Origin of the sequence: Paraburkholderia sp. DHOC27 (assembly GCF_003429005.1) — a bacterium.
Classification (GTDB): Bacteria; Pseudomonadota; Gammaproteobacteria; order Burkholderiales; family Burkholderiaceae; genus Paraburkholderia.
Genome location: NZ_QVQV01000005.1, coordinates 55,351 through 76,063, shown reverse-complemented (window position 1 = coordinate 76,063; position 20,713 = coordinate 55,351). Strand labels below are relative to the sequence as shown.

The 20,713-nt window shown below is 62.3% G+C and carries 18 protein-coding genes and 2 tRNA genes; 8 read left to right on the top strand and 12 right to left on the bottom strand.

The window, feature by feature from the left end; all coding sequences use genetic code 11:
* Positions 1–32 precede the first annotated feature (32 nt).
* The 3 genes from D0B32_RS18190 to D0B32_RS18180 form a co-directional block, all read right to left on the bottom strand.
* Entirely contained in the window at positions 33–1,046 is a 1,014-nt protein-coding gene (locus D0B32_RS18190) for a proline/glycine betaine ABC transporter permease (RefSeq protein WP_117335738.1), read from the bottom strand.
* 97 nt (positions 1,047–1,143) lie between these two features.
* Positions 1,144–2,184, bottom strand: coding sequence for an ABC transporter substrate-binding protein (locus D0B32_RS18185; protein ID WP_117335546.1), 1,041 nt, complete (start codon positions 2,182–2,184; stop codon positions 1,144–1,146).
* A gap of 45 nt (positions 2,185–2,229) precedes the next feature.
* Complete coding sequence (locus tag D0B32_RS18180; protein ID WP_117335544.1) at positions 2,230–3,387, bottom strand: mandelate racemase/muconate lactonizing enzyme family protein; 1,158 nt, start codon at positions 3,385–3,387, stop codon at positions 2,230–2,232.
* A gap of 204 nt (positions 3,388–3,591) precedes the next feature.
* Here D0B32_RS18180 and D0B32_RS18175 point away from each other — a divergent pair, with 204 nt between their 5' ends.
* The 3 genes from D0B32_RS18175 (at position 3,592) to D0B32_RS18160 (ending at position 8,687) form a co-directional block, all read left to right on the top strand.
* On the top strand, positions 3,592–5,019 hold the full coding sequence (locus D0B32_RS18175; protein ID WP_117335542.1) for a PLP-dependent aminotransferase family protein: 1,428 nt from the start codon (positions 3,592–3,594) through the stop codon (positions 5,017–5,019).
* Between the two features lie 445 nt (positions 5,020–5,464).
* Complete coding sequence (gene poxB / locus D0B32_RS18165; protein ID WP_117335538.1) at positions 5,465–7,189, top strand: ubiquinone-dependent pyruvate dehydrogenase; 1,725 nt, start codon at positions 5,465–5,467, stop codon at positions 7,187–7,189.
* Between the two features lie 136 nt (positions 7,190–7,325).
* Positions 7,326–8,687, top strand: a complete 1,362-nt coding sequence (locus D0B32_RS18160) for an amino acid permease (protein WP_117335536.1) — start codon at positions 7,326–7,328, stop codon at positions 8,685–8,687.
* Between the two features lie 228 nt (positions 8,688–8,915).
* Here the strand turns inward: D0B32_RS18160 and D0B32_RS18155 are convergent.
* Positions 8,916–9,000, bottom strand: a tRNA-Leu gene (locus D0B32_RS18155).
* Between the two features lie 178 nt (positions 9,001–9,178).
* Complete coding sequence (gene hemN / locus D0B32_RS18150) at positions 9,179–10,564, bottom strand: oxygen-independent coproporphyrinogen III oxidase (RefSeq protein ID WP_117335534.1); 1,386 nt, start codon at positions 10,562–10,564, stop codon at positions 9,179–9,181.
* A gap of 256 nt (positions 10,565–10,820) precedes the next feature.
* Here hemN and D0B32_RS32960 point away from each other — a divergent pair, with 256 nt between their 5' ends.
* On the top strand, positions 10,821–11,108 hold the full coding sequence (locus D0B32_RS32960; RefSeq protein WP_147329542.1) for a YkgJ family cysteine cluster protein: 288 nt from the start codon (positions 10,821–10,823) through the stop codon (positions 11,106–11,108).
* An 11-nt stretch (positions 11,109–11,119) separates the two neighbouring features.
* Here D0B32_RS32960 and D0B32_RS18145 read toward each other — a convergent pair whose 3' ends face one another.
* Positions 11,120–12,367, bottom strand: coding sequence for an acyltransferase (locus tag D0B32_RS18145; RefSeq protein WP_220444945.1), 1,248 nt, complete (start codon positions 12,365–12,367; stop codon positions 11,120–11,122).
* Between the two features lie 186 nt (positions 12,368–12,553).
* Here D0B32_RS18145 and D0B32_RS18140 point away from each other — a divergent pair, with 186 nt between their 5' ends.
* The gene (locus tag D0B32_RS18140) at positions 12,554–13,138 is read left to right on the top strand and encodes a DUF1439 domain-containing protein (RefSeq protein WP_117335532.1); all 585 of its coding nucleotides are present in this window, start codon (positions 12,554–12,556) and stop codon (positions 13,136–13,138) included.
* Positions 13,139–13,217: 79 nt separating this feature from the next.
* A complete protein-coding gene (locus D0B32_RS18135) occupies positions 13,218–14,054 on the top strand; it encodes an undecaprenyl-diphosphate phosphatase (protein ID WP_117335530.1) in 837 nt (278 codons plus the stop codon).
* Between the two features lie 123 nt (positions 14,055–14,177).
* Here the strand turns inward: D0B32_RS18135 and trmB are convergent, their stop codons facing one another.
* The 5 genes from trmB to D0B32_RS18110 all read right to left on the bottom strand — a co-directional run bounded on the left by trmB (position 14,178) and on the right by D0B32_RS18110 (position 17,401).
* Complete coding sequence (gene trmB, locus D0B32_RS18130) at positions 14,178–14,987, bottom strand: tRNA (guanosine(46)-N7)-methyltransferase TrmB (protein ID WP_117335528.1); 810 nt, start codon at positions 14,985–14,987, stop codon at positions 14,178–14,180.
* 140 nt (positions 14,988–15,127) lie between these two features.
* A tRNA-Gly gene (locus D0B32_RS18125) sits at positions 15,128–15,201 on the bottom strand.
* 134 nt (positions 15,202–15,335) lie between these two features.
* Positions 15,336–15,899, bottom strand: coding sequence for a YggT family protein (locus tag D0B32_RS18120; protein WP_117335526.1), 564 nt, complete (start codon positions 15,897–15,899; stop codon positions 15,336–15,338).
* A 165-nt stretch (positions 15,900–16,064) separates the two neighbouring features.
* Positions 16,065–16,385 (bottom strand): EthD family reductase, encoded by a 321-nt coding sequence (locus tag D0B32_RS18115; protein ID WP_117335524.1) that lies wholly within the window; start codon positions 16,383–16,385, stop codon positions 16,065–16,067.
* A gap of 77 nt (positions 16,386–16,462) precedes the next feature.
* The gene (locus tag D0B32_RS18110) at positions 16,463–17,401 is read right to left on the bottom strand and encodes a Rossmann-like and DUF2520 domain-containing protein (RefSeq protein ID WP_117335522.1); all 939 of its coding nucleotides are present in this window, start codon (positions 17,399–17,401) and stop codon (positions 16,463–16,465) included.
* A 927-nt stretch (positions 17,402–18,328) separates the two neighbouring features.
* Between D0B32_RS18110 and D0B32_RS18100 the strand changes: the two genes are divergently transcribed.
* Positions 18,329–18,613, top strand: a complete 285-nt coding sequence (locus D0B32_RS18100; protein WP_117335518.1) for a hypothetical protein — start codon at positions 18,329–18,331, stop codon at positions 18,611–18,613.
* Positions 18,614–18,832: 219 nt separating this feature from the next.
* A complete protein-coding gene (locus D0B32_RS18095) occupies positions 18,833–19,798 on the top strand; it encodes a threo-3-hydroxy-L-aspartate ammonia-lyase (RefSeq protein WP_117335516.1) in 966 nt (321 codons plus the stop codon).
* Between the two features lie 127 nt (positions 19,799–19,925).
* Here D0B32_RS18095 and D0B32_RS18090 read toward each other — a convergent pair whose 3' ends face one another.
* Positions 19,926–20,630, bottom strand: coding sequence for a LysE family translocator (locus D0B32_RS18090; RefSeq protein WP_117335514.1), 705 nt, complete (start codon positions 20,628–20,630; stop codon positions 19,926–19,928).
* Positions 20,631–20,713: the final 83 nt, after the last annotated feature.

Sequence of the window (20,713 nt, the reverse complement as noted above, 5' to 3'; positions counted from 1 at the left end):
GTCTCCTAAGCTTTTTCACGCAGTGCGGGCGGCTACTTCGCGGCACGGCTTGCCAGCCCGCTGCGGCTGGTTTGATCCGCATCATTTGCCGCATCGCTCGCCGCGTCTTGCGTGGCGTCGTCTGCGGAAGCGGCTGCCGCATTGCGCGTGTATGGGATGCGCGAGGCCGCCCTGGCCTTGCGGCGCAACGCCAGCAGACGCCGCGTGCGGCGATCCTGGCCGTAGCCCTGGCTGATGCGGTCGATGACGATGGCGAGAATCACGATCGCAATGCCGGCCTGCATGCCCTTGCCGACATCGAGCGTCTGAATGCCCGCGAGCACGTCTTCACCGAGCCCGCGCGCGCCGATCATCGAAGCGATCACGACCATCGACAGCGCCATCATGGTGGTCTGGTTGATACCGGCCATGATGCTCGGACGCGCGAGCGGCAACTGCACGTTCACCAGCAATTGCCAGCGCGTCGTGCCGAAGGCGCGCGCGGCTTCGACCACGTCCGCATCCACGTGACGGATGCCGAGATCGGTCAGGCGGATCAGCGGCGGCAGGGCGTAGATGATGGTGGCGAGAATGGCCGGCACCTTGCCGAGGCCGAACAGCATCAGCACGGGAATCAGATACACGAAGCTGGGCAGCGTCTGCATGATGTCGAGCACCGGCAGCAGCACGCGGCGCAGCAGCGCGCTGCGTGAGGTGAAAATGCCGAGCGGTACGCCGAGCACGACCGAGAGGACCGTCGCGACCAGCATCAGCGCGAGCGTTTCCATCAGTTTGTCCCACAGGCCGAAGCAGCCAATCGCATACAGCAGCAGGACGAAGAAGCCGGCAATGGCGAGGCGTCGCGTGGCGTTCCACGTCACTGCACCCACCGCCAGCAGAATGACCCACGCCGGCACGGCGCGCAGTGCGCCTTCGAGCGGCACCAGCAGGTAGTGCAGCAGCATCAGGCTGAAGTTGTGAAAGCTGTCGCCGTAGCGCGTGACGAACGACTGCACCACGTCGTTGACCCAGTCCGCAATCGACAGATGCAGAAAAATCGAATTCATGATCAAACCTCCGACGCGCGAATGCAGACGGCACACGGCGGCGCTGGCCGCCGTGCCATCCATTCAGCGCAAGACTTCGTGATATCGCAGCAGAAACTCAGGCGCCCGCGAGCGAGGTCTGCACACGCTGCGCGACATCGTTCGGGACCCACGCCTTCCACATTTCCGGATGGTCATGCAGGAACTGCTTCGCCATGGTCGGACCGTCGATCTTCTTGCTGGTCATTTCGAGGATGGTCTTGTTCAGGAAGTCCATCGAGAAGCTGACCTTCGAGTAGGTCGTCATCAGTTCGGGTTCGGCTTGATAGAACGGCGTCGAGACACCGATCTTCAGATGCGAAACCAGATACGAGGACGCGCACTGCGAGGTGCTCTTGTCGGCGCGCAGCGTTTCCCAACACTTCTGGTCGAACGGCGGCATCTTTAGCTGGACGAACTTGTACTTGGCCATCAGCGCCGCCGGTTCCCAGTAGTAGAACAGGATCGGTTTGCCGCGCTGGTAGGCGGACGAGATCGCGGCGTCGAGCGCGGCACCGGTGCCGGGACGGAAGTTCGTGTAGTTGTCGTCCAGCTTCATGACCGTCAGCAGACGCGAATTCACACGTTCGCAGTCCCAGCCGGCCGGGCAGTTGAGAAAGCGGCCCTTGCCCGGTTCCTCGTCGTCCTCGAACAGTTCCTTGTATTTCGGCAGGTCGGCCACGGAGACGAGATTCGGTGCACTCGGCTTGATGCCGCGCGACGCATCGCCCTTCACCACGTATTCCGGCACGTACCAGCCTTCGTTGGTGCCGCCAGGCAGCGTGTCGCCGATCAGCTTCACCTGGCCGTCAGCCACACCCTTGGCGATGATTTCGGAGCGGCCCGTCCATTGTTCGCCCCAGACCTGCAGGTCGTTGCGGGCGAGGGCGGTTTCCGTGGCGGCGGTGCTGCCCGGGATCGTGTCGGTCTTGCAGCCGTAGCCTTTTTCCGTGATGTAACGCAGCACTTCGCTCGTGAACGAACCGCTTTCCCATGTGACACCGGCAAAGTGCACGGGCTTGCCGCTCGAACACCACGTGCCGGCGTGCGCGGCGGCCGGCCACAAGGCGCTCGTGGCCAGCGCCACGCAGGCCGCGCGCATCCAGGGTTTGATCTGCATTTCTGTCTCCTTTTATTGGCTTTGATGTGTGCGTCGTGTGACGCGTCAGGCGTAGGTACTTCGAGAACTGAGCGTGGCGGCGAGGGCCGCTTCGTCGATGGCGAGGCCGAGGCCCGGCGCGTCGGATAGCGTGAGCCAGCCTTCGCTGTCGATATCGATGGGCTGCTGCAACATGAAGTCGCGCCGCGCAATCGACCATTCCGGCGGGTCGTAGGGGAATTCGATAAAGGGCGCCGAGGCGGCGCCAGCCGTGAGGTGCAGATTGGCCATCAGGCCGATGCCGTTGCCCCACGTGTGCGGCGTGAACACCTTGCCGCGTGCCTCGACCGCGTGCGCGAGCTTGCGCAGACCTTCCATGCCGAGCGAACAGGCCACGTCGGGCTGAAACACGTCGAGGCTGTCATAGGCAAGCAGTTGATCGAACTCGTAGCGCTCGCGGGTCATCTCCCCGCCGGCAATGCGCAGCGTGGTGCCGCGCCGCAGGGCCGCGTAGCCCGCGTAGTCGCCGCGATGCAGCGGCTCTTCCATCCAGTAGACGTCGTATTTTTCGAGTTCGCCCGCCACTTCGAGGGCGGTGGCGACGTTCCACGGTTCGGTGGTATCCCAAGGCATGCGCCAGCCCTGATTGCAGTCCACCATCAGTTCGAGGCGATCGCCCACGGCCTCGCGCACGGCGGCGAGCGCGGCGAGATCGTCGGCAAGGCTCGGGCGGCCGAAACGGATTTTCAATGCCGCGAAGCCGCGCTCGGCGATATGCCGCGCCATGTCCGCCATGGCGTCCGGATGCCGGTGCACACCGCTCGACGCGTACGCGCGAATCCGCTGGCTGCGGCCGCCCATCATCTTCCAGCAGGGTTCGCCGCGAATCTTGCCGGCCAGATCCCACAGCGCGATATCTAGCGGCCACGGCCGGCCAGCATGAAAGCCGATGTTGTCGAGTACCGCGCTGTGGCGCGCGAGGTCGAGCGGATCGGTGCCGATGAAGAGGTGCTGGTAGTCCGCGAAGCCATACATGACATCGCCGGAACCCACGCCCATACGTCCTTCATCGTCGTAAACCCGTACGATGGTGGCGGGGAATTTGCGGCGCGGCTGGCTATCCCACGACGCCGGGAACGGCGGGTCGAGTTCCAGCTGGTGATGCGTGATGTCGATCCGGGCGATCCGAGCGGTATGGGCGGACAACTGTGGTTCACGGCTCATCAATGCGCTTCCTTTGTGGATGCCAGCGTGCCGCGCCAGGGGGCACAATTGAATTTGCGAATGACGCCATGCTATGAAGACGCCACGGCCAACTCAATCGGTTCAATTAAAGTAAATGACTGCGTGCAATTTCCTGACGGAGGCTGCGTATGATGTCAATCACAAACAGGGCATCCATGCCAACGAGAAGGAGACCGCCGCATCATGGCGATGAACGCGTGGCTGCCCAGGATTGACGCGGGCAGCGATCCCAAATATCAGGTCATTGCGCGAGCCTTCGCGCAGGCCATCCTCAACGGGCAGTTGCCCGCAGGCGAGAAACTGCCGCCGCATCGCTCCCTCGCGAGCGAACTCAAGGTCACCACCGGCACCATCAGCCGGGCTTATGCCGAACTGGAACGCCAGGGGCTCGCCAACGCGCGCGTGGGCGACGGCACCTACGTGGCGCAGGTGCGCCCGCGCGAGCTGCCCGCGCACATGGGGCACGGCTCGTTGCGCCACGGCATGGCGCAGTCGCCCGCGCTGATCGACCTCGGCCAGAACGTGCCGCAGTCCACCGGCGAGGCGGCGGCGCTCTCGGCCACGCTGCACGAAATTGCCAACGACGAGAGGCTCACTGCCGAACTGCTGCAATACGCGCCGGAAGCCGGCTCGATGCGGCATCGGCTGGCGGGCGCGGCGTGGCTCGGGCGCGCCGGCAGTCCAGCCAGCGCGTCACGCGTGCTGGTGACGCAGGGCGCGCAACATGCGCTCGCCTCGGTGCTGCGCGCAGTGGCGCGACCGGGTGACACCGTGCTCGCGGAAGTGGTGAGCTATCCGGGCATCATCGCGCTCGCACGGCAACTGCGGCTGCATCTGGTGGGCGTGGAAATCGACGCCGAGGGTCTGGTGCCCACGGCGCTGGAACTGGCCTGCAAGTCGCTGCATCCGCGCGCCATTTTCTGCGTGCCGACCATCCACAATCCCACCACCGCGACCATGTCCAGCGCGCGGCGCGACGAAGTCGCCGCCATCCTGCAACGGCACAGCGTGCTGCTGATCGAAGACCTGGTGCCGGCCATGTTGCTCGAAGCGCCGCCCGAGCCGCTCTCCACCCGGCTGCCGGAACAGTCGTTCCTGATCGCGGGCTTGTCGAAGTCGGTCGCGCCCGGTTTGCGGATCGGTTATCTGCAGGCGCCGTCCGCGTGGAGTTCGAAGATCGCCGCCGTCATCCGCAGCGATTGCTGGATGACCGCGCCGCTGATGGCCGAAGTGGTGTCGCGCTGGATCGAGAATGGCGAGATGGAGCGTCTGAACGGCCTGCAACGCGCGTACATCGAGACGCAGCACGAAGTGGCGCGCGAGATTCTCGACGGCGTGGCGTACCGTCATGCGGACACCAGTTCGCATCTCTGGCTGCCGCTGCCGGAACCGTGGCGGGCCGCGGAGTTCGCCGCGGCGCTGCGGCAGGAAGGCGTGCTGGTCAAGACCGCGGACAGCTTCGTGATTGGCCGCAACGCCGCGCCCCACGCGGTGCGTATCTGCATGACCGGCGCAACCTCGCGCGAAGCGCTCACACGCGGCCTGTCGATTATCCGCACCACGCTCGATCACGGGCTCGAAAGCGGCATGGCCGCGTCGTACGCGCCCTGACGGCCCGCGTGTGACGCGCATCGGCTACGCCGTCCGTGCCTATCTGAAACTTCCAAAGTCCTGACGCCTGCAAAGCGGCGGCCCGGCGCGCGCGGCCGTCTCGGGCCGCACCGTGCTTTTCCGGCATCGTCGCGCCTCGGACGGTGGCATCATGGCAAAACGGTTCACGCACGACGGCGCCCGCCTCGTAACGTGCTACACAAAGCGCGATGCAGAGCACGGCGCCATTGACGATGATGCGTGAAATCCGTCGGCATATCCCTGGTGCCGCCGCTCAGTCGCATCAAGGCGAATTTCAGGACCTCACCGCGCCGCTTGTCCGGATGGCTGGATTCGTGCTCCCGCGCGGATCCGTCGAATGCATCCGGCCGTATCCGAATCGCCGCGCGTTGCTGGGTCTGACGGCATCTTTTGTGAACGTCTCTTTCAACTCGCGGAGCAAAGCATGAGCAAGCAGACCATTGCGGACTTTCTGGCGAAGACGCTGAGTGCAGCCGGTGTGGAGCGCATCTGGGGTGTGACGGGTGACAGTCTCAACGGTTTGTCCGACAGCCTCTATCGGCTCGGATCGATTCGCTGGATGCATACGCGGCACGAAGAAGTGGCCGCCTTCGCAGCGGGTGCGGACGCCGCTGCCACCGGCAAGCTCGCCGTGTGTGCGGGAAGTTGCGGCCCGGGTAATCTGCATTTGATCAACGGCCTGTTCGACTGCCATCGCAACCATCAACCGGTGCTGGCGATTGCCGCGCATATTCCGTCGTCGGAAATCGGCCTGGGCTATTTTCAGGAAACGCATCCCCAGGAGCTGTTCAAGGAATGCAGCCACTACGTGGAGCTGGTGACGAACCCGTCGCAGTTCCCGCGCGTGCTGGCCACTGCGATGCGTACCGCGATCGACCAGCAGGGCGTTGCGGTGATCGTCTTGCCCGGTGACGTGGCATTGCTCGAAGCGCCGGAAGAAGTGCCGGCATGGTCCGCGCCGTTGGAGCGCGCCACGCTGATGCCGTCCGCAGCGGACATCGACCGGTTAGCCGAACTGCTGAACGAGTCCGAGGGCGTGACATTGCTATGCGGCAGCGGCTGCGCCGGGGCCCACGATGAAGTCGTGGCGCTCGCCGACACGCTGGGCGCGCCGACCGTCCACGCCTTGCGCGGCAAGCAGTACGTGGAGTGGGACAACCCGTACGACGTGGGCATGACTGGGCTGATCGGCTTTAGCTCGGGCTACTACGCAATGATGTCGTCCGATACGCTGGTGATGCTCGGCACGGACTTCCCGTATCGCAACTTTTATCCGGCGCATGGCAACGTTGTGCAGATCGACCTGCGCGGTGCCGCACTCGGCAAACGCACGCCATTGAAGATGGGACTCGTGGGTGACGTGAAGGCCACGCTGAAGGCACTGTTGCCGAAGCTCACGCGCAAGACCGACCGCGATTTCATCGACCGGGCCCGCGCGCATTACTTTGCTGCGCGTCTCTCACTGGACGATCTCGCCACGCCATCCTCGCCGGGCAAGCCGATCCATCCGCAATATCTGACGAAGATGGTCGACGAAGTGGCCGCCGAGGACGCGGTGTTCACCGTGGATGTCGGCACGCCGACGCTATGGGCCGCGCGTTATCTGACGATGAACGGCAAGCGCACCTTGCACGGCTCGTTCAATCATGGCTCGATGGCCAATGCCATGCCGCAGGCGCTGGGCGCGCAGGCCGCTGAACCGAAACGCCAGGTGGTCTCGCTCTCGGGCGACGGTGGCCTCTCCATGTTGCTCGGCGATCTGCTCAGCGCACGGCAACTCAATCTGCCGATCAAGGTAGTGGTGTTCAACAACAGTAACCTCGGCTTCGTCGCAATGGAAATGAAGGCGGGTGGTTATCTGGACACCGGCACCGATCTGAGCCCCACTGACTTCGCGGCCATCGCGCAAGGCGCGGGCATCTACAGTATTCGTGTAGAGGATTCCGAAGCAATCGAGGACGCGCTGCGTGATGCCTTCGCGCATCCCGGCCCGGCGCTCGTCGACGTGGTCACCGCGAAGCACGAACTGGCGATGCCGCCGAAGATCCAGTGGGCTCAGGCCAAGGGATTCAGCCTGTACATGCTGCGGGCAGTGTTGAGCGGGCGCGGCGACGAGGTGCTGGAGCTGGCGAATACGAATCTGCGGTGAGGCCAGTGGTCCCAGCGTGTCGGTCACGAGGGTGGAGTGGGTGATGTCAGTCGACTCGGGCAAGCTAAAATAGCGGGCTTTACCAGGCCAAACCGCAAGTTTGCCCGGGTGACCGACATCCACACACTGGGGCGTAATGTTAAATAGTCCAGAACAGCAAGAGGGCCTGAAACGCGGGCTGAAGAACCGGCATATCCAGTTGATCGCGTTGGGCGGCGCGATCGGCACGGGCCTGTTCCTCGGCTCGGCGGGCGTGTTGAAGGCCGCGGGGCCGTCGATGATTCTCGGCTACGCGATAGGCGGCATCATCGCGTTCATGATCATGCGGCAACTGGGCGAAATGGTCGCGCAAGAACCCGTCGCCGGTTCGTTCAGTCATTTTGCCTACAAGTACTGGGGCGACTTTCCTGGCTTCCTGTCAGGCTGGAACTACTGGGTGCTGTACGTGCTCGTGAGCATGGCCGAATTGACCGCGGTTGGCACTTACGTGCATTTCTGGTGGCCGGGCGTGCCCGCGTGGCTCTCGGCGCTCGTGTGCTTCGTAGCGATCAATGCCATCAACCTCGCCAACGTGAAAGCGTATGGCGAGACTGAGTTCTGGTTTGCGATCATCAAGGTGGTGGCGGTGATCGGCATGATCCTGTTCGGTGGCTATCTGCTGATCAGCGGCCACGGCGGACCGCAGGCGTCCGTCACCAACCTGTGGGCGAACGGCGGCTTTTTCCCGCACGGCTTTCATGGGCTCTTCATGATGCTCGCCGTGATCATGTTCTCGTTTGGCGGGCTGGAGTTGATCGGCATCACCGCCGCCGAGGCTGACAATCCGGCCACGAGCATTCCCAAAGCCGTGAATCAGGTGATCTACCGGATCCTGATTTTCTACATCTGCTCGCTGCTCGTGCTGCTTTCGCTGTACCCCTGGAATCAGGTGGCCGCAGGCGGCAGCCCGTTCGTGATGATCTTCTCGCAGATCGGCTCGACACTGACGGCAAACGTCCTCAACGTGGTGGTGCTGACGGCGGCGCTATCGGTCTACAACAGCGGCGTGTATGCGAACAGCCGCATGCTGTATGGCCTCGCCGAGCAGGGCAACGCGCCGCGCGCCTTGATGAAGGTGGACCGCCGGGGCGTGCCGTATCTGGCAATTGGCTTGTCGGCGCTGGCGACCTTTGCGTGCGTGATCGTCAACTACCTGATTCCGGCGAAGGCGCTCGATGTGCTGATGGCGCTGGTGGTCGCCGCGCTGGTGCTGAACTGGTCGCTGATCAGCCTGACGCATCTGAAGTCGCGCCGCGCGATGGTGGCCGCGGGGCAGACGCTCGTGTTCAAGTCGTTCTGGTTTCCCGTCAGCAACTGGATCTGCCTCGGGTTCATGGCGATGATTCTGGTGATCCTGGCGTTGACGCCGGGGCTGAACGTGTCGGTGTGGCTCGTGCCGTTGTGGCTGGTGGTGATGTGGGTGGGGTATGGGGTGAAGCGGCGGCGGGGGCAGCAATAAATGAACGGGCCGGACTCACAGTACGATGAGTCCGGCTTTGGATAGCGCAAAAGCAGGTGCTGACCGAAGCTTCCCTGAAGGCAATCTTCGCTGACGTTCTTGGGGGCGAAGAGGTGCCGCGCAGCACTCAGCTCGATAATAGCGACGCGCGGTGGAATGACTGACGAGCTGCTCGGGTTCGAGGATTTATACCCGGGAATGCTTTGTGGAAGGTACTAGAAGAATCTTTGGTGCCCAGGGCCGGAATCGAACCGGCACGCCTTGCGGCGGGGGATTTTGAGTCCCCTGCGTCTACCAATTTCACCACCTGGGCTTGTCTTGCGACTCACGCGCATGAGATGCGCGCGGCGGGAAACGCAGATTATGTCCGAAATTGCGGCGCTGGGCAAGATGCCGGCTACGCCCTCGGGCAAACGCCAGATACTCCCCCGCAATCCCGCATGGAACGACTTCCTTCACCGGACGGCCCATGCCAGGCGCCACAGTCCGCCCTAAACCGTCCGCGAAAACCGCTCAACGCTCTGCTGCCCGAGATACCGGTCGAACACCATCGCAATGTTGCGCACCAGCATGCGTCCCGGCATCAATACTTCGAGCTTGTCCTTGCCGAACTTCAGCAGGCCGTCGTCCGCAAAGCCGCGCAGACGTTGCAATTCGGGCGCGAAAGTCTGCGCAAACCGGATGCCGTAAGCCGCCTCGAACTCGTCGAAACGTAACTCGAGATTGCACATGAGTTGCGTGATGACGTCGCGGCGCAGGCGGTCGTCGGCGGTGAGGCGCACGCCTCGGCTGATCGCGAGACGGCCGGCGTCGATCGCCGCCGCATAGCCCGGCAGATCCTTGGCGTTTTGCGCATACACGTCACCCACCTTGCCAATGGACGACGCGCCGAAGGCGATCAGATCGCAATCCGCCCGCGTGCTATACCCCTGGAAATTGCGGTGCAAGGTGCGTTGCGCCTGCGCGATGGCGAGTTCGTCAGACGGCAGCGCGAAGTGATCCATGCCAATGTACACGTACCCCGCACTGGTGAGCCGCTCCACCACCAGCCGCAAAATGGCCATCCGCACCGCCGGCGACGGCAGCGCCGACGCATCCATCTGACGCTGCATCTTGAACAGCGTAGGCATGTGCGCGTAGCCAAACACCGAGAGGCGATCGGGTGCGAGCGCAAGCATCATGTCGAGCGTGCGGCTGAAGCTGTCGACGGTTTGATGCGGCAACCCGTAAATCAGATCGACACCAATGGAATGAAAGCCCGTGGCGCGCGCCGCCCGCATCACCGTGGCGGTCATTTCGAGCGGTTGAACCCGGTTGATGGCCTCTTGGACCAGCGGATCGAAGTCCTGCACGCCGAGGCTTAGGCGATTGAAGCCGAGGTTGCGCAGATGCACGATGGTTTTCGCGGACGCTTCGCGCGGGTCGACCTCGATCGAAAACTCGCCGGACGCATCCGGGCTCAGCGTGAAGTGGCGCCGTGTGGCCGCCATCAGTTCGCTCATTTCGTCGTGCGACAGGAAAGTCGGGGTGCCGCCGCCCCAATGCAACTGCGACACCTGCCGCGTGGTATCAAAGCAGGCCGCCTGCAACGCGAGTTCGCGCTTCAGTTGGTCGAGATACGGCCGCGCGTGGGCGCGGTTTTTGGTGGCGATCTTGTTGCAGCCGCAGTAGAAGCAGACCGTGTCGCAGAACGGAATGTGAAAGTAAAGTGAGAGATCCGTAGAGGACGCGCCCGGGTCGCCAGCGGCGCGCAGATAATCGGCCGGGTCGAAGTCGTCGCGGAACTGCAGGGCGGTGGGATAGGACGTATAACGCGGACCGTTTGCGCTGTATTTGGCGATCAGGTCGGGGTGAAACAGGGAATCGGCGGTGGTCATGGGCGGCTCGCTGAGGTGCCACGCCAGGCACGCGAAAGTTGCGGAGAGATCTGCGCGCCAGCAAGAGCGGTGGAACGGCGCTGGGATCCCCGCGGGCGTGGCCTTTCGTAGCGGTCGAGTTTACGTGAGCCTCCGCGGCCACTGTTGCGTAAAAAGGTCGCATACGGGCGGTGGCACAATGCAGGGTTGACGCACAGCAAGGCGGCGGTCAATTCGGGCGTTCGCTGTGGCGTCTGAAAGTGTGAGGGAAAGTGCGGTGACAGTTGATGCTTCAATTCATACAGCCGGGCAGGCGTGCCGTCCGGACTGCGGCGCGTGTTGCATCGCGCCGTCCATTTCGAGTCCGATTCCAGGCATGCCGTTTGGCAAGCCGGCGGGTGTGCGCTGTGTGCAACTCGGTGATGACCACCGTTGCAAACTATTCGGCGATCCGCGCCGCCCGGCGGTTTGCGGCAGTCTGGTTCCAGCGGTCGAAATGTGTCGCGAGAATCGCGGCGCGGCGATCGAATGGCTAACGAAGCTTGAACTCGCAACAGCGCCTTGATGGCGGCAACGTCATGCGACGTCTTTCGCGGTGATGCGCCCCGGCAGCCAGGTTGCGCGAAGCCATCTGACGACGCCTTCAGTGCGTTGCATCGCAGGTTTCTCGATCAGATTAAATGTGGTGAAGCAAATCAGGAGGAGTACCGGGACGATAAGCGCAATCAGCATGCAGTACGAAGAGGGTGACAGCATGCCGGCAGAATGCTTTCCAATAACGAAATTGAAAAGCGTAAATAAGAACATGCCGTGTAGCAGATAGATGCTGTAAGTCATCTCACCGAACATTCGTGAAAGCGGGTGACTCAATACGCCAAATAATGTCGAGCCGCCGGCAATCAACGCGAAACTCAACGAGAGAAGCAGGAGCGGATAGCGAGAGTAAGCGGTAGGAAACAGCGTGACCACGAGCAGAAGCGCGGCAATCACGACAACTGAAGCGATGCGGGTGGCGGCGAGACGACGAAAACCCTGCTGGCGAACCAGAATTGCCGCTGCAATCCCACCTACGAACGCCGTCAGATACACCGGTGCTGCATGTATCACGACGCCGCACATTATGCCGAGCAGCCCGATGAGCAACACGGGGATCGACGGCACGGCGCCGATCGCAGCCGACAGCAGCGGCAGACAGAGATAGAACAGCCATTCATAGGTGAGTGTCCACGTCACGCCTGCGACGATTCCGGCGGCGCCTACTCCATTGATATCCGGCGCGCCTGCAATCGTAAAACCCAGCCAGCGTAATACGGCAATTGCGATGGTCGAGGGCGGATCAATTGCCACGCCTTTGGAGAGGACTGCCACCGTCATAAAAAGCAACGCCATGGCAAAGAGATACAACGGTAGCAGTCGCATTAGCCGCGCAACATACAGCTTCAGCCAGTCAATGCCGCGCGCTTTTCCATCAATGATTCGCGTGAAAAACAGAAAGCCCGTAATCATGAAAAAGAGCGTGACGCTGCTTTGTCCGAGATGATTGAAAAGCTTCGACGGAGGCGGTTGCCATACTCCAGTGTGGAGATAGAAATACCAGACGGACGAGTGGTGCAAAAACACAAAAAAGGCGAGATAGCCGCGCAATCCGTCGATGGTCGCGAAGCGTCCCGTTGCCTTGGGTGGTTCGAATTTCCAGCTCAAGGCTTTCACCGTAGCGAGTGCAAGGAGCAACGCTACAATGACGAAGAGGGGGCTAACAGGATTTATCATTTGCATGACCTGTCTGAGAGAAACGCCGCTACGATTTTGGAGTGGTGACAGCATACGCCGCCACTCAATGCCGCACGCCTGCCGGTTATCGTGGAGTGTTACCTGGCGCTCACTCAACCCGCTGCTGCCGGCTCTTGACCCAAACACCCGCGTCCCGCGCCGACGCATCCGCACATCAACCCATTTCGATCCCCGCCGCGCTGGATGGGGCTTGCTGCAAGATTCGAGAGGAGATTTCGCATGATTGAACCCGTTGCGCCGACCCGGCGCCGCTTCCTGCTCGCGGCCGTTTCGGCGCTGGGCATCACGGTGTCACTGGCGGCTTGCGCAGCGTCGACCTTCCCGTTCATTCCGTCGCACTACACCTTCTCGCAGCAGCAGGTGCAGGACGCCGTGCAGCGGAAATTTCCTTATCAGCGAACCCTCTCGCAGGTCTTCAACATTTCGTTGACCAATCCCGTGGTGAGCTTTCTGCCGGAGACCAATCGCGTGTCGGTCAGGCTCGATGCTCACCTCGTCAGTCCGTTTCTACAGCAACCGGTGGATGGCGTGTTCACCCTGTCGAGCGATCTCGCCTACGACGCCCCGAGCCGTTCGGTGGTGCTCAAGTCGCCGAGCGTCGACAACGTGAGCGTGAGCGGCGGCGCGCAGGCTTACACGCAACAGATCAACGAAGGCGCGGCCGTACTGGCCACCCAGCTCCTGACCAACTATCCCATCTACACGTTCAAGCCTGAACAACTGCAATTTGCCGGCGTGAACTACGAACCCGGTACAATCACAATCCTTACAAATGGCATACGCGTGGAAATCGTCGAAAAATGACGCGCGTGCGGCCAAGGGGGCCGCGCGTTCCGCCTGAGCCGGCCCCGCTTCGTTTCATCTGGGCGATGAGGGGATGCGGATGGACTGGATACTGGCTGGCAAGGCGCTGCTGCTGGGGATTGTCGAAGGCTTGACCGAGTTTTTGCCGGTCTCCAGCACGGGCCATCTGATCGTTGCGGGCAGTCTGCTGGACTTCAGCGGCGAGCATGCCAAGACCTTCGACGTCGTCATCCAGTTGGGTGCCATCCTGGCCGTCTGCTGGGAATTCCGCCGGCGCATCGGCAATGTTCTGATTGGGTTGCCGGCGCGACCCGACGCGCGTCGCTTCGCCATCAACGTGATCATTGCGACAATTCCTGCGGTCGTGCTCGGCTTGCTGTTCGAAAAGGCCATCAAAAGCGCGCTGTTCTCGCCGGTGCCGGTTGCGCTCGCACTTGTCGTGGGCGGTCTGGTGATCCTGTGGGCGGAAGCGCGGCAGCGTCGCCGTGGTGCAATGCCGGCGCGCGTGCAGAGCGTCGATCAGGTGAGCGCATTCGATGCGCTCAAAGTTGGCCTCGTGCAGTGCTTCGCGTTGATTCCGGGTATGTCGCGCTCGGGTTCGACCATCATCGGCGGCATGCTGCTGGGACTCGAGCGGCGCGTCGCCACCGAGTTCTCATTTTTCCTCGCCATCCCCATCATCTTCGGCGCGACAGCCTACGAACTGTACAAGAGCTGGCATCTGCTTTCCGTGGACGCGCTCGGCATGTTCGCGATCGGTTTTGTCGCCGCGTTCGTGAGTGCGTTTGCGTGTGTGCGCTGGCTGCTGCGTTACATCGCGGCGCACGACTTCACGGCCTTCGCGTGGTATCGGATCGGCTTTGGACTGTTGATCCTGTTGATCGGCTATAGCAACGGGCTCGACTGGTCGGAGTGACGCGCGCGGATATCCGTCGTCCAAAAACAAAAGGCCCGCATACGTGAGGTGCGGACCTTTTGGTCTGGTTGAGGGGGCCTCTGAGCAGGCCTCCGAGCGATCCTGACTGCGAGCAGGTTTCCGTCACGCGTCCTGGCGTCGCCTGAACACCAGATCCCACACGCCGTGACCCAGCTTCAGCCCACGCCGCTCGAATTTCGTCACCGGACGATAGTCCGGGCGCGGCGCGTAACCGTCTGCAGTGTTTTCGAGCGTGGGCTCCGCGCCAAGCACGTCGAGCATCTGCTCGGCGTAGTTTTGCCAGTCCGTCGCGCAATGCAGATAGGCGCCGGGCTTCAGCCGCGACACGAGCAGCGCGACGAATTTGGGTTGAATCAGACGGCGCTTGTGATGACGCGCCTTATGCCACGGATCGGGAAAGAAGATATGCACGCCGTCGAGACTCTGCGGCGCGATCATCTGTTCGAGCACTTCGACCGCGTCGTGCTGGATGATGCGGATGTTCGACAACTGCTGCTCGCCCATCAGCTTGAGCAAGGCGCCGACGCCCGGTTCATGCACTTCGACGCCGAGGAAGTCGTCATCCGGCCGATGGCTGGCAATTTCCGCCGTGGTCGCGCCCATGCCGAAGCCGATCTCCAGAATGCGTGGTGCGTGGCGGCCGAATACGCTATCCCAATCCGGCTGCTGCGGCGCATAGGGCATCACGAAGCGCGGGCCGAATTCGTCCATTGCGCGCCGCTGACCGGTCGACACGCGCCCGGCACGCGTGACAAAACTACGGATGCGACGCAGGCGCAACGCCTCGGCGTCCGTCGCTGGATTGCCCGTGTCGCTGCCTTGGGCGCTCTGGACGGAGGCCGGGTCGAGATTCACATCGTCGGCGGATTGCGGGGCGTCGGACGGGCCGGCTTGTTTCGGATCGTGGGTCATCTTCGATGGCTACGCGGGTAGCGGCAAGGGTGAGGGCATGGGGCCGGTGTGCGCGGCTGCCGTCAATACAGCCAATACAAAAAAGCCGCCTTCGTGGAGGCGGCTCTCGTGCTGAACTTCTGTTGAGGATCAGCGGAATGTGGAGCGGGCGATGGGAATCGAACCCACGGCTCTAGCTTGGGAAGCTAGGGTATTACCATTATACGACGCCCGCGAAGCACGCCATTTTACGCGGAGTGGCGCCGTTTAGGCAAATCCGCGGGCAGCCCGCGGCGGCGTGGCAGCGGCCGGCTGTATCACCGCATGCCAACGTCTTCACACACCACGCGCCGGTCCGCCCTGCATCCCTCAAATCACGAAATACGTCAATTGCACGGCAGCGCGCGTGACGATCATCAACAGCACCTGCACGATCACGAACAGCAGAATCGGCGACAGGTCGATGCCGCCAAGATTCGGCACCACGCGACGCAGCGGATTCAGAAACGGCGCCGTGAGCTGATACAGAATCGGCATGGCCGGCGAGCGCGGGTTCAGCCACGACAGCAGCGCCATCAGAATGGTCAACCAGATGATCAGGTTGAGCGCCCACTTGATCACTGTGAGCAGCGCGACGATCAGCAGCGTGGGCCACATGCCGAGCGGGTCGATGCCGGTGACGGCCACCATCAGCATCACGTACACGATGGCGGCGATCAACGCGGCGAGGATGCTCGCCCAGTCGATGCGTCGCGAACTCGGCATGATGTGCCGCAGCGGCAGCACGATCCAGTTGGTGGCATGCAGCACGGCGTTCGACACCGGGTTGTAGGGCGGCAGACGCACGACCTGCAACCATGCGCGCAACAGCAGCGCCGCGCCGAACAGCGTGAATACGGTATTGAGCAGAAAACGGGCGATCTCGCCGAACATCTCGTGTCCTTTTCTTTCAGTGTCGTGGCCGGTATGAACCGGTCTTCGTGCCGGCGCACGAGCGGTAGGCGCGTGCCGGCGGGTGCAGAAAAGCCAAAGCCTAAACGATCTGAACCGCGAACCAATCCGCGAACTCCCGCGCGAATCGACCCGCTAACCGACGCGTCAAACACTCACCTTGATCTCGCTGATCAGGATGGAGCCGTTGCCGCCGTCTGTATAGTTGGGAATGTCGGCAACGAGCGTTTCCGACGCTGGCTTGAACACCGTATAGAAGGCCTCGATGGTGTCGAACAGAAAATGCCCGGCGGCGACATACGGCGGCGGTGTGCCCGGCGGCCCGGCATTGATGCCGACATCCACCGACCAGCCCTTCAGCGCATCGCCAAACAGCCTGGCGGCAAGCGGCATGTGCGTGCCGCAGTAGTAGTCCACGTCGAAGCGGCCGTTTTCTCGGTACGGGTAAAGAATGCTGACCTTGATCATTATGCGTTCTCATCGGTTGGGCCCGGAGCGAGGCACAAACGGATTGTGCGCTGCGCCGGACGTCACATTATCACGGCTTACTTGACGCTAGTACCTGCCATTACGTGATTTACCGAACGCTCGAGCGATTCTTCCACCGCCTCGGCGATCGCCTCGATCGCGGCCGGCGGCGCGCTCCGGCGGCGCGCCAGTTCGACCGCGCGACGCGTCAGCAGTCCGTATAGCGTGGCATGGTCGCCGCCGAGCCCTTCGAGCAGCCCCAGCTGTTTGCGCACCACGCTGGTATCGCCGCGCGAGACCGGGCCCGCCAGCGCATTCGGCAAGCCCTTGTCGCGCGCCGTTTCGATGGTGCCGGCCAGCATGGGCAGCAGGGCGCGCAGCGCGTCGTCTTCGGCGAAACCCAGCGTGCGCCACAGGGCGACGCATTCGGCGAGGCTGCACAACGCGAAGCTGGCCGCGTAATGCGCGGCGCCGTGGTACAGCATGCGGCCGCCCGCCGGGATCGAAAGGGGATGGCAACCCAACGCCGTGGCGAGCGCCGACAGGGTGTCCTTGAGGGCGCCGTCGGCCTCGATGGTCACCGAGCAGCCACGGATACGCTCCGTATCTGCGCGATCGCCGCTAAACAGGTACAGTGGGTGAAAACCACCGATCGACGCACCTTGCGTCCGTGCTGGCGAAAGCAATTCAACCGGCGATGCGCCGCTGCAATGAACCAGCGCGCGCAGGCCCGCTTCTGGCGTCCCGGCGCAATCAAGGCGCAAAGTGTTCGCCGTCGTACCGATGCTGTCATCGGGAACGGCTAAAAAGGTGACATCAGCGGCGTCGACCACCTGTTGCGGGTGTTCGTAAGCCGCGCAGTGATCTATCTGACTGGCGAGTTGGCGGGCTGAGGCCTGCGTGCGACTGGCAATGGCCGTGACTGGGTAGCCCGCGTGCGAGAAGCCGAGCGCGAGGCACCGCGCGAGCCGTCCAGCGCCGATAAAGCCAAGACGCGGCAATGGAGAGTGGGACATGGTTCCTGCTCCAGACAACGCATTGAAGGGAAAGCGGGAGTATCGCGCATTCGTTCGGCACAGACGCGGCCTCTAAACAGGCGGCGGGCACGGAACGGCGGCGCGGACGTGGGAAGCAGGGCGGCGTGGAGTACGGAAACGGTTTCTCGAGCCCCGGCTTTCCTCGGATCAAATTGGGTGCGTTATGGCGTGTGCCTCGGGTCATCCGTTGGCGCCGCGCCTGCGGGCCCGAAATCTGCTCACAATTCCTTTTAGTCGCAGGTTGGCATGTGCTGTCACGGGTTTTTTCTGGTTCGCAGTCTGATGCGGGAGGTCACTACGATGAGCATTTTCTCTTACCGAAAGCACTTGCGGTTCCTGACCCACTCACAGCGCCGCCGCTGGTGGGATCAAAAGAAGCGCCTTACGCCTCGCGTGAAGATCAGCGGTGCGTATGTGCCACCCAACGTTACCCGGGAGTTCACGTACGTCAAGGTAGGTTGAAGAAACGTCCTGAATTACGTGCTTTAGATGCAAGGAATGCCCGGTGCGCTGCGCCGGGCGTTTTGCGTTTACGACGCGTGCGAATGCATAGAACGGGTTTGCTCTGACGGGATGCGCTCAGGTGGCGAGCTGTGTTGCTTTAAGTCTGCAAAGCTTTGAAGTGAATTTGTAATTAAAGATTACCGGAACCTTTGATGCATTGTGTGAAGCTTCGGTAAAACCACCCGAGCGCCGTGAGCGATCACTCGCAACCCCATGATTTGCGTGCCTTCCCGGCGACGGCAAAATTGCTTCGATGGATTACTAAAACAAGGCCTTCACCAGGCAATTGCAATTTGCAACAAATGGGCACAGTCGTGCCGATCCTTTTTGGATAAATTGGGTCTTACACGATGTGTGCAATGCGACCGAACCATCCGGCAAGGTCGTGCCAGGAGAAGAAAAGTGAAAAAGATCGTTCCGTTTATTGTTGCCGCTGCGCTTGGGGTAGGCGTGACCACTGCTGCCGAGGCGCACGTCTCTGTTGGTATCGGCATCGGCGTGCCGGTCGCGCCTGCGTACCCGGTGTACGCTGCGCCGCCGCCGGTGTATTACGCACCGCCGCCGGTCTACGCGCCGCCGCCGGTCGTGGTGGTGGGCGGTGGCTATGGCTACTACGGTCATCCGTACTATCACCGTGGCTATTATGGCCACGGCTACTACGGCCATGGTGGTTACTATCGCCGCTAAGCCGGGTCATGCAGCGGGCCAGACTTTCCTGGCGCCGCTGCTGCCCTGAATGTGCGTGCTTTAGTGGATTTCAGCGGTATTTTGTTCGCACTGATTTCGCACCAACGGCGCAACGATGGCTTCATTGCCACGTTGCGCCGTTTGCATTTATCGCGTGCCAAAGCGTATGGGAAGCTGGGAGAATGCGTGCTCATTGCCACTGCTTGAGGTCTCACGCCTATGCAAGTGCTTCCCGCTCCAACCTTTGTGGATATCGTCGACGCCGCCGCGCGTCTTGAAGGCGTAGCGCATCGCACGCCGGTACTGACATCGAGCATCGCCAACGAACGCACAGGTGCTTCGATCTTCTTCAAGTGTGAGAATTTTCAACGCATGGGCGCGTTCAAATTTCGCGGCGCCTATAACGCGGTCTCGCACTTCGACTACGTGCAGCGCAATGCTGGCGTGCTGACCTACTCATCCGGCAATCATGCTCAAGCCATTGCGTTGTCGGCGCGGCTTGCGGGCATTCATGCGACGGTTATCATGCCGCACGATGCGCCAGCGGCGAAAATCGCAGGCGCGCAGAGTTGCGGCGCGGAAGTGATCATCTACGACCGCTACAAGGAAGTCCGCGAAGAGATTGGCCTGCGTCTCGCAGAGGAGCGCGGCATGACCTTGATCCCGCCATACGATCACCCGCATGTGATAGCAGGGCAGGGTACGGCCGTCCGCGAACTGATCGAGGAGTCGGGGCCGCTGGATGTGTTGTTCGTGTGTCTGGGCGGTGGCGGGCTGCTCGCAGGCTGCGCGCTGGCGGCAGCGGAATTGAGTCCCGGTTGCAAGGTGATCGGCGTCGAGCCGGAAGCGGGAAACGACGGGCAGCAGTCAATGGCGAGAGGCGAGATAGTGCACATCGAAGTCCCGCACACCATCGCCGATGGCGCGGCCGCGACGCATCTCGGCCTCTACACGTTCCCAATCATGCAACGGCTGGTCGAGACGGTGGTGACCGTGACGGACGCGCAACTCATCGAAACCATGCGCTTTTTCGCGCAGCGCATGAAGATGGTGGTGGAGCCCACGGGTTGCCTCGCAGCGGCGGCGTTGATGAGCGGCGTCGTGCCCGTGGAAGGCAAGCGCGTAGGTGTGATCGTGAGCGGTGGCAATGTCGATCTCTCACGCTACGCGCAATTTCTTGCCTGAGCGCGAGAACGCTGTAGAGCGGACCAGGGAGCATTGTGGTCCGCTCGTTTTTGCAGCGGAGAATGCGATGGCTCGACGCGGCTCGACGTGCTTCGGTGCCGTCTAACGGCACTCAGTGCGTTGCAATTCAGCTCGCCGCATCCACGCTTTGCGCTGCCTCCGCGGGTTGCGCTGGCTTGACGATCAGATCGTGATAGCCGTTGACGATAACGCTGTACGAGAAGTATGCGAACAGCAGCGCCGACAGCACGTGGCACACCCGCAGCAGGCTCGTGCCCGCACGTTTGCGGCCATGACTCGCGAGTCCGCAGACAAACAACGTCCACGCCAGTCCACCGAGAAAGAAGCCGCTCAGGAACACGGGCGCCGTGGTGAGCGTAGTGGCGCCGGCTTTGGCAATCAGCGCACCGCCAACTGCGGCAAACCACAGAATGCCTGACGGCGACGACACTGCCAGCAGCACGCCGCGCAGAAAGCCGCGCCAAGTACTCAATTGCGGTGAACTCGCATCGGCTTCTCCTTCAACCGGCGGCGCGGATGCCGGAAAGAGCGCCTCACGCGCCATCTTCCAGGTCAGGAACAGCAGGATCGCGGCGCCGCCAATCCACACAATCCAGCGCACCGCTTCGAACTGCAACAGGGCCGCCATGCCGGCGAGTGCGAGCGCGGCATAGATCAGGTCGCCGAAACACGAACCGAGGCCCAGCCAGAACCCCGGCTTGAACCCGTGCGATAGCGTGAGCGAGATGATCGCCACGTTGACGAGTCCGATATCCAGGCACAACGAAAGCGACAAAAAGAAGCCGTCCGACAACATCGATAAAGCGTGCATTACCGCAACTGTTCCAATGAGTTTTAATGATTCGAGCGTGGACAGACGCGAACGACGGTGTGCGTCGCCGCGCGCCAACCATT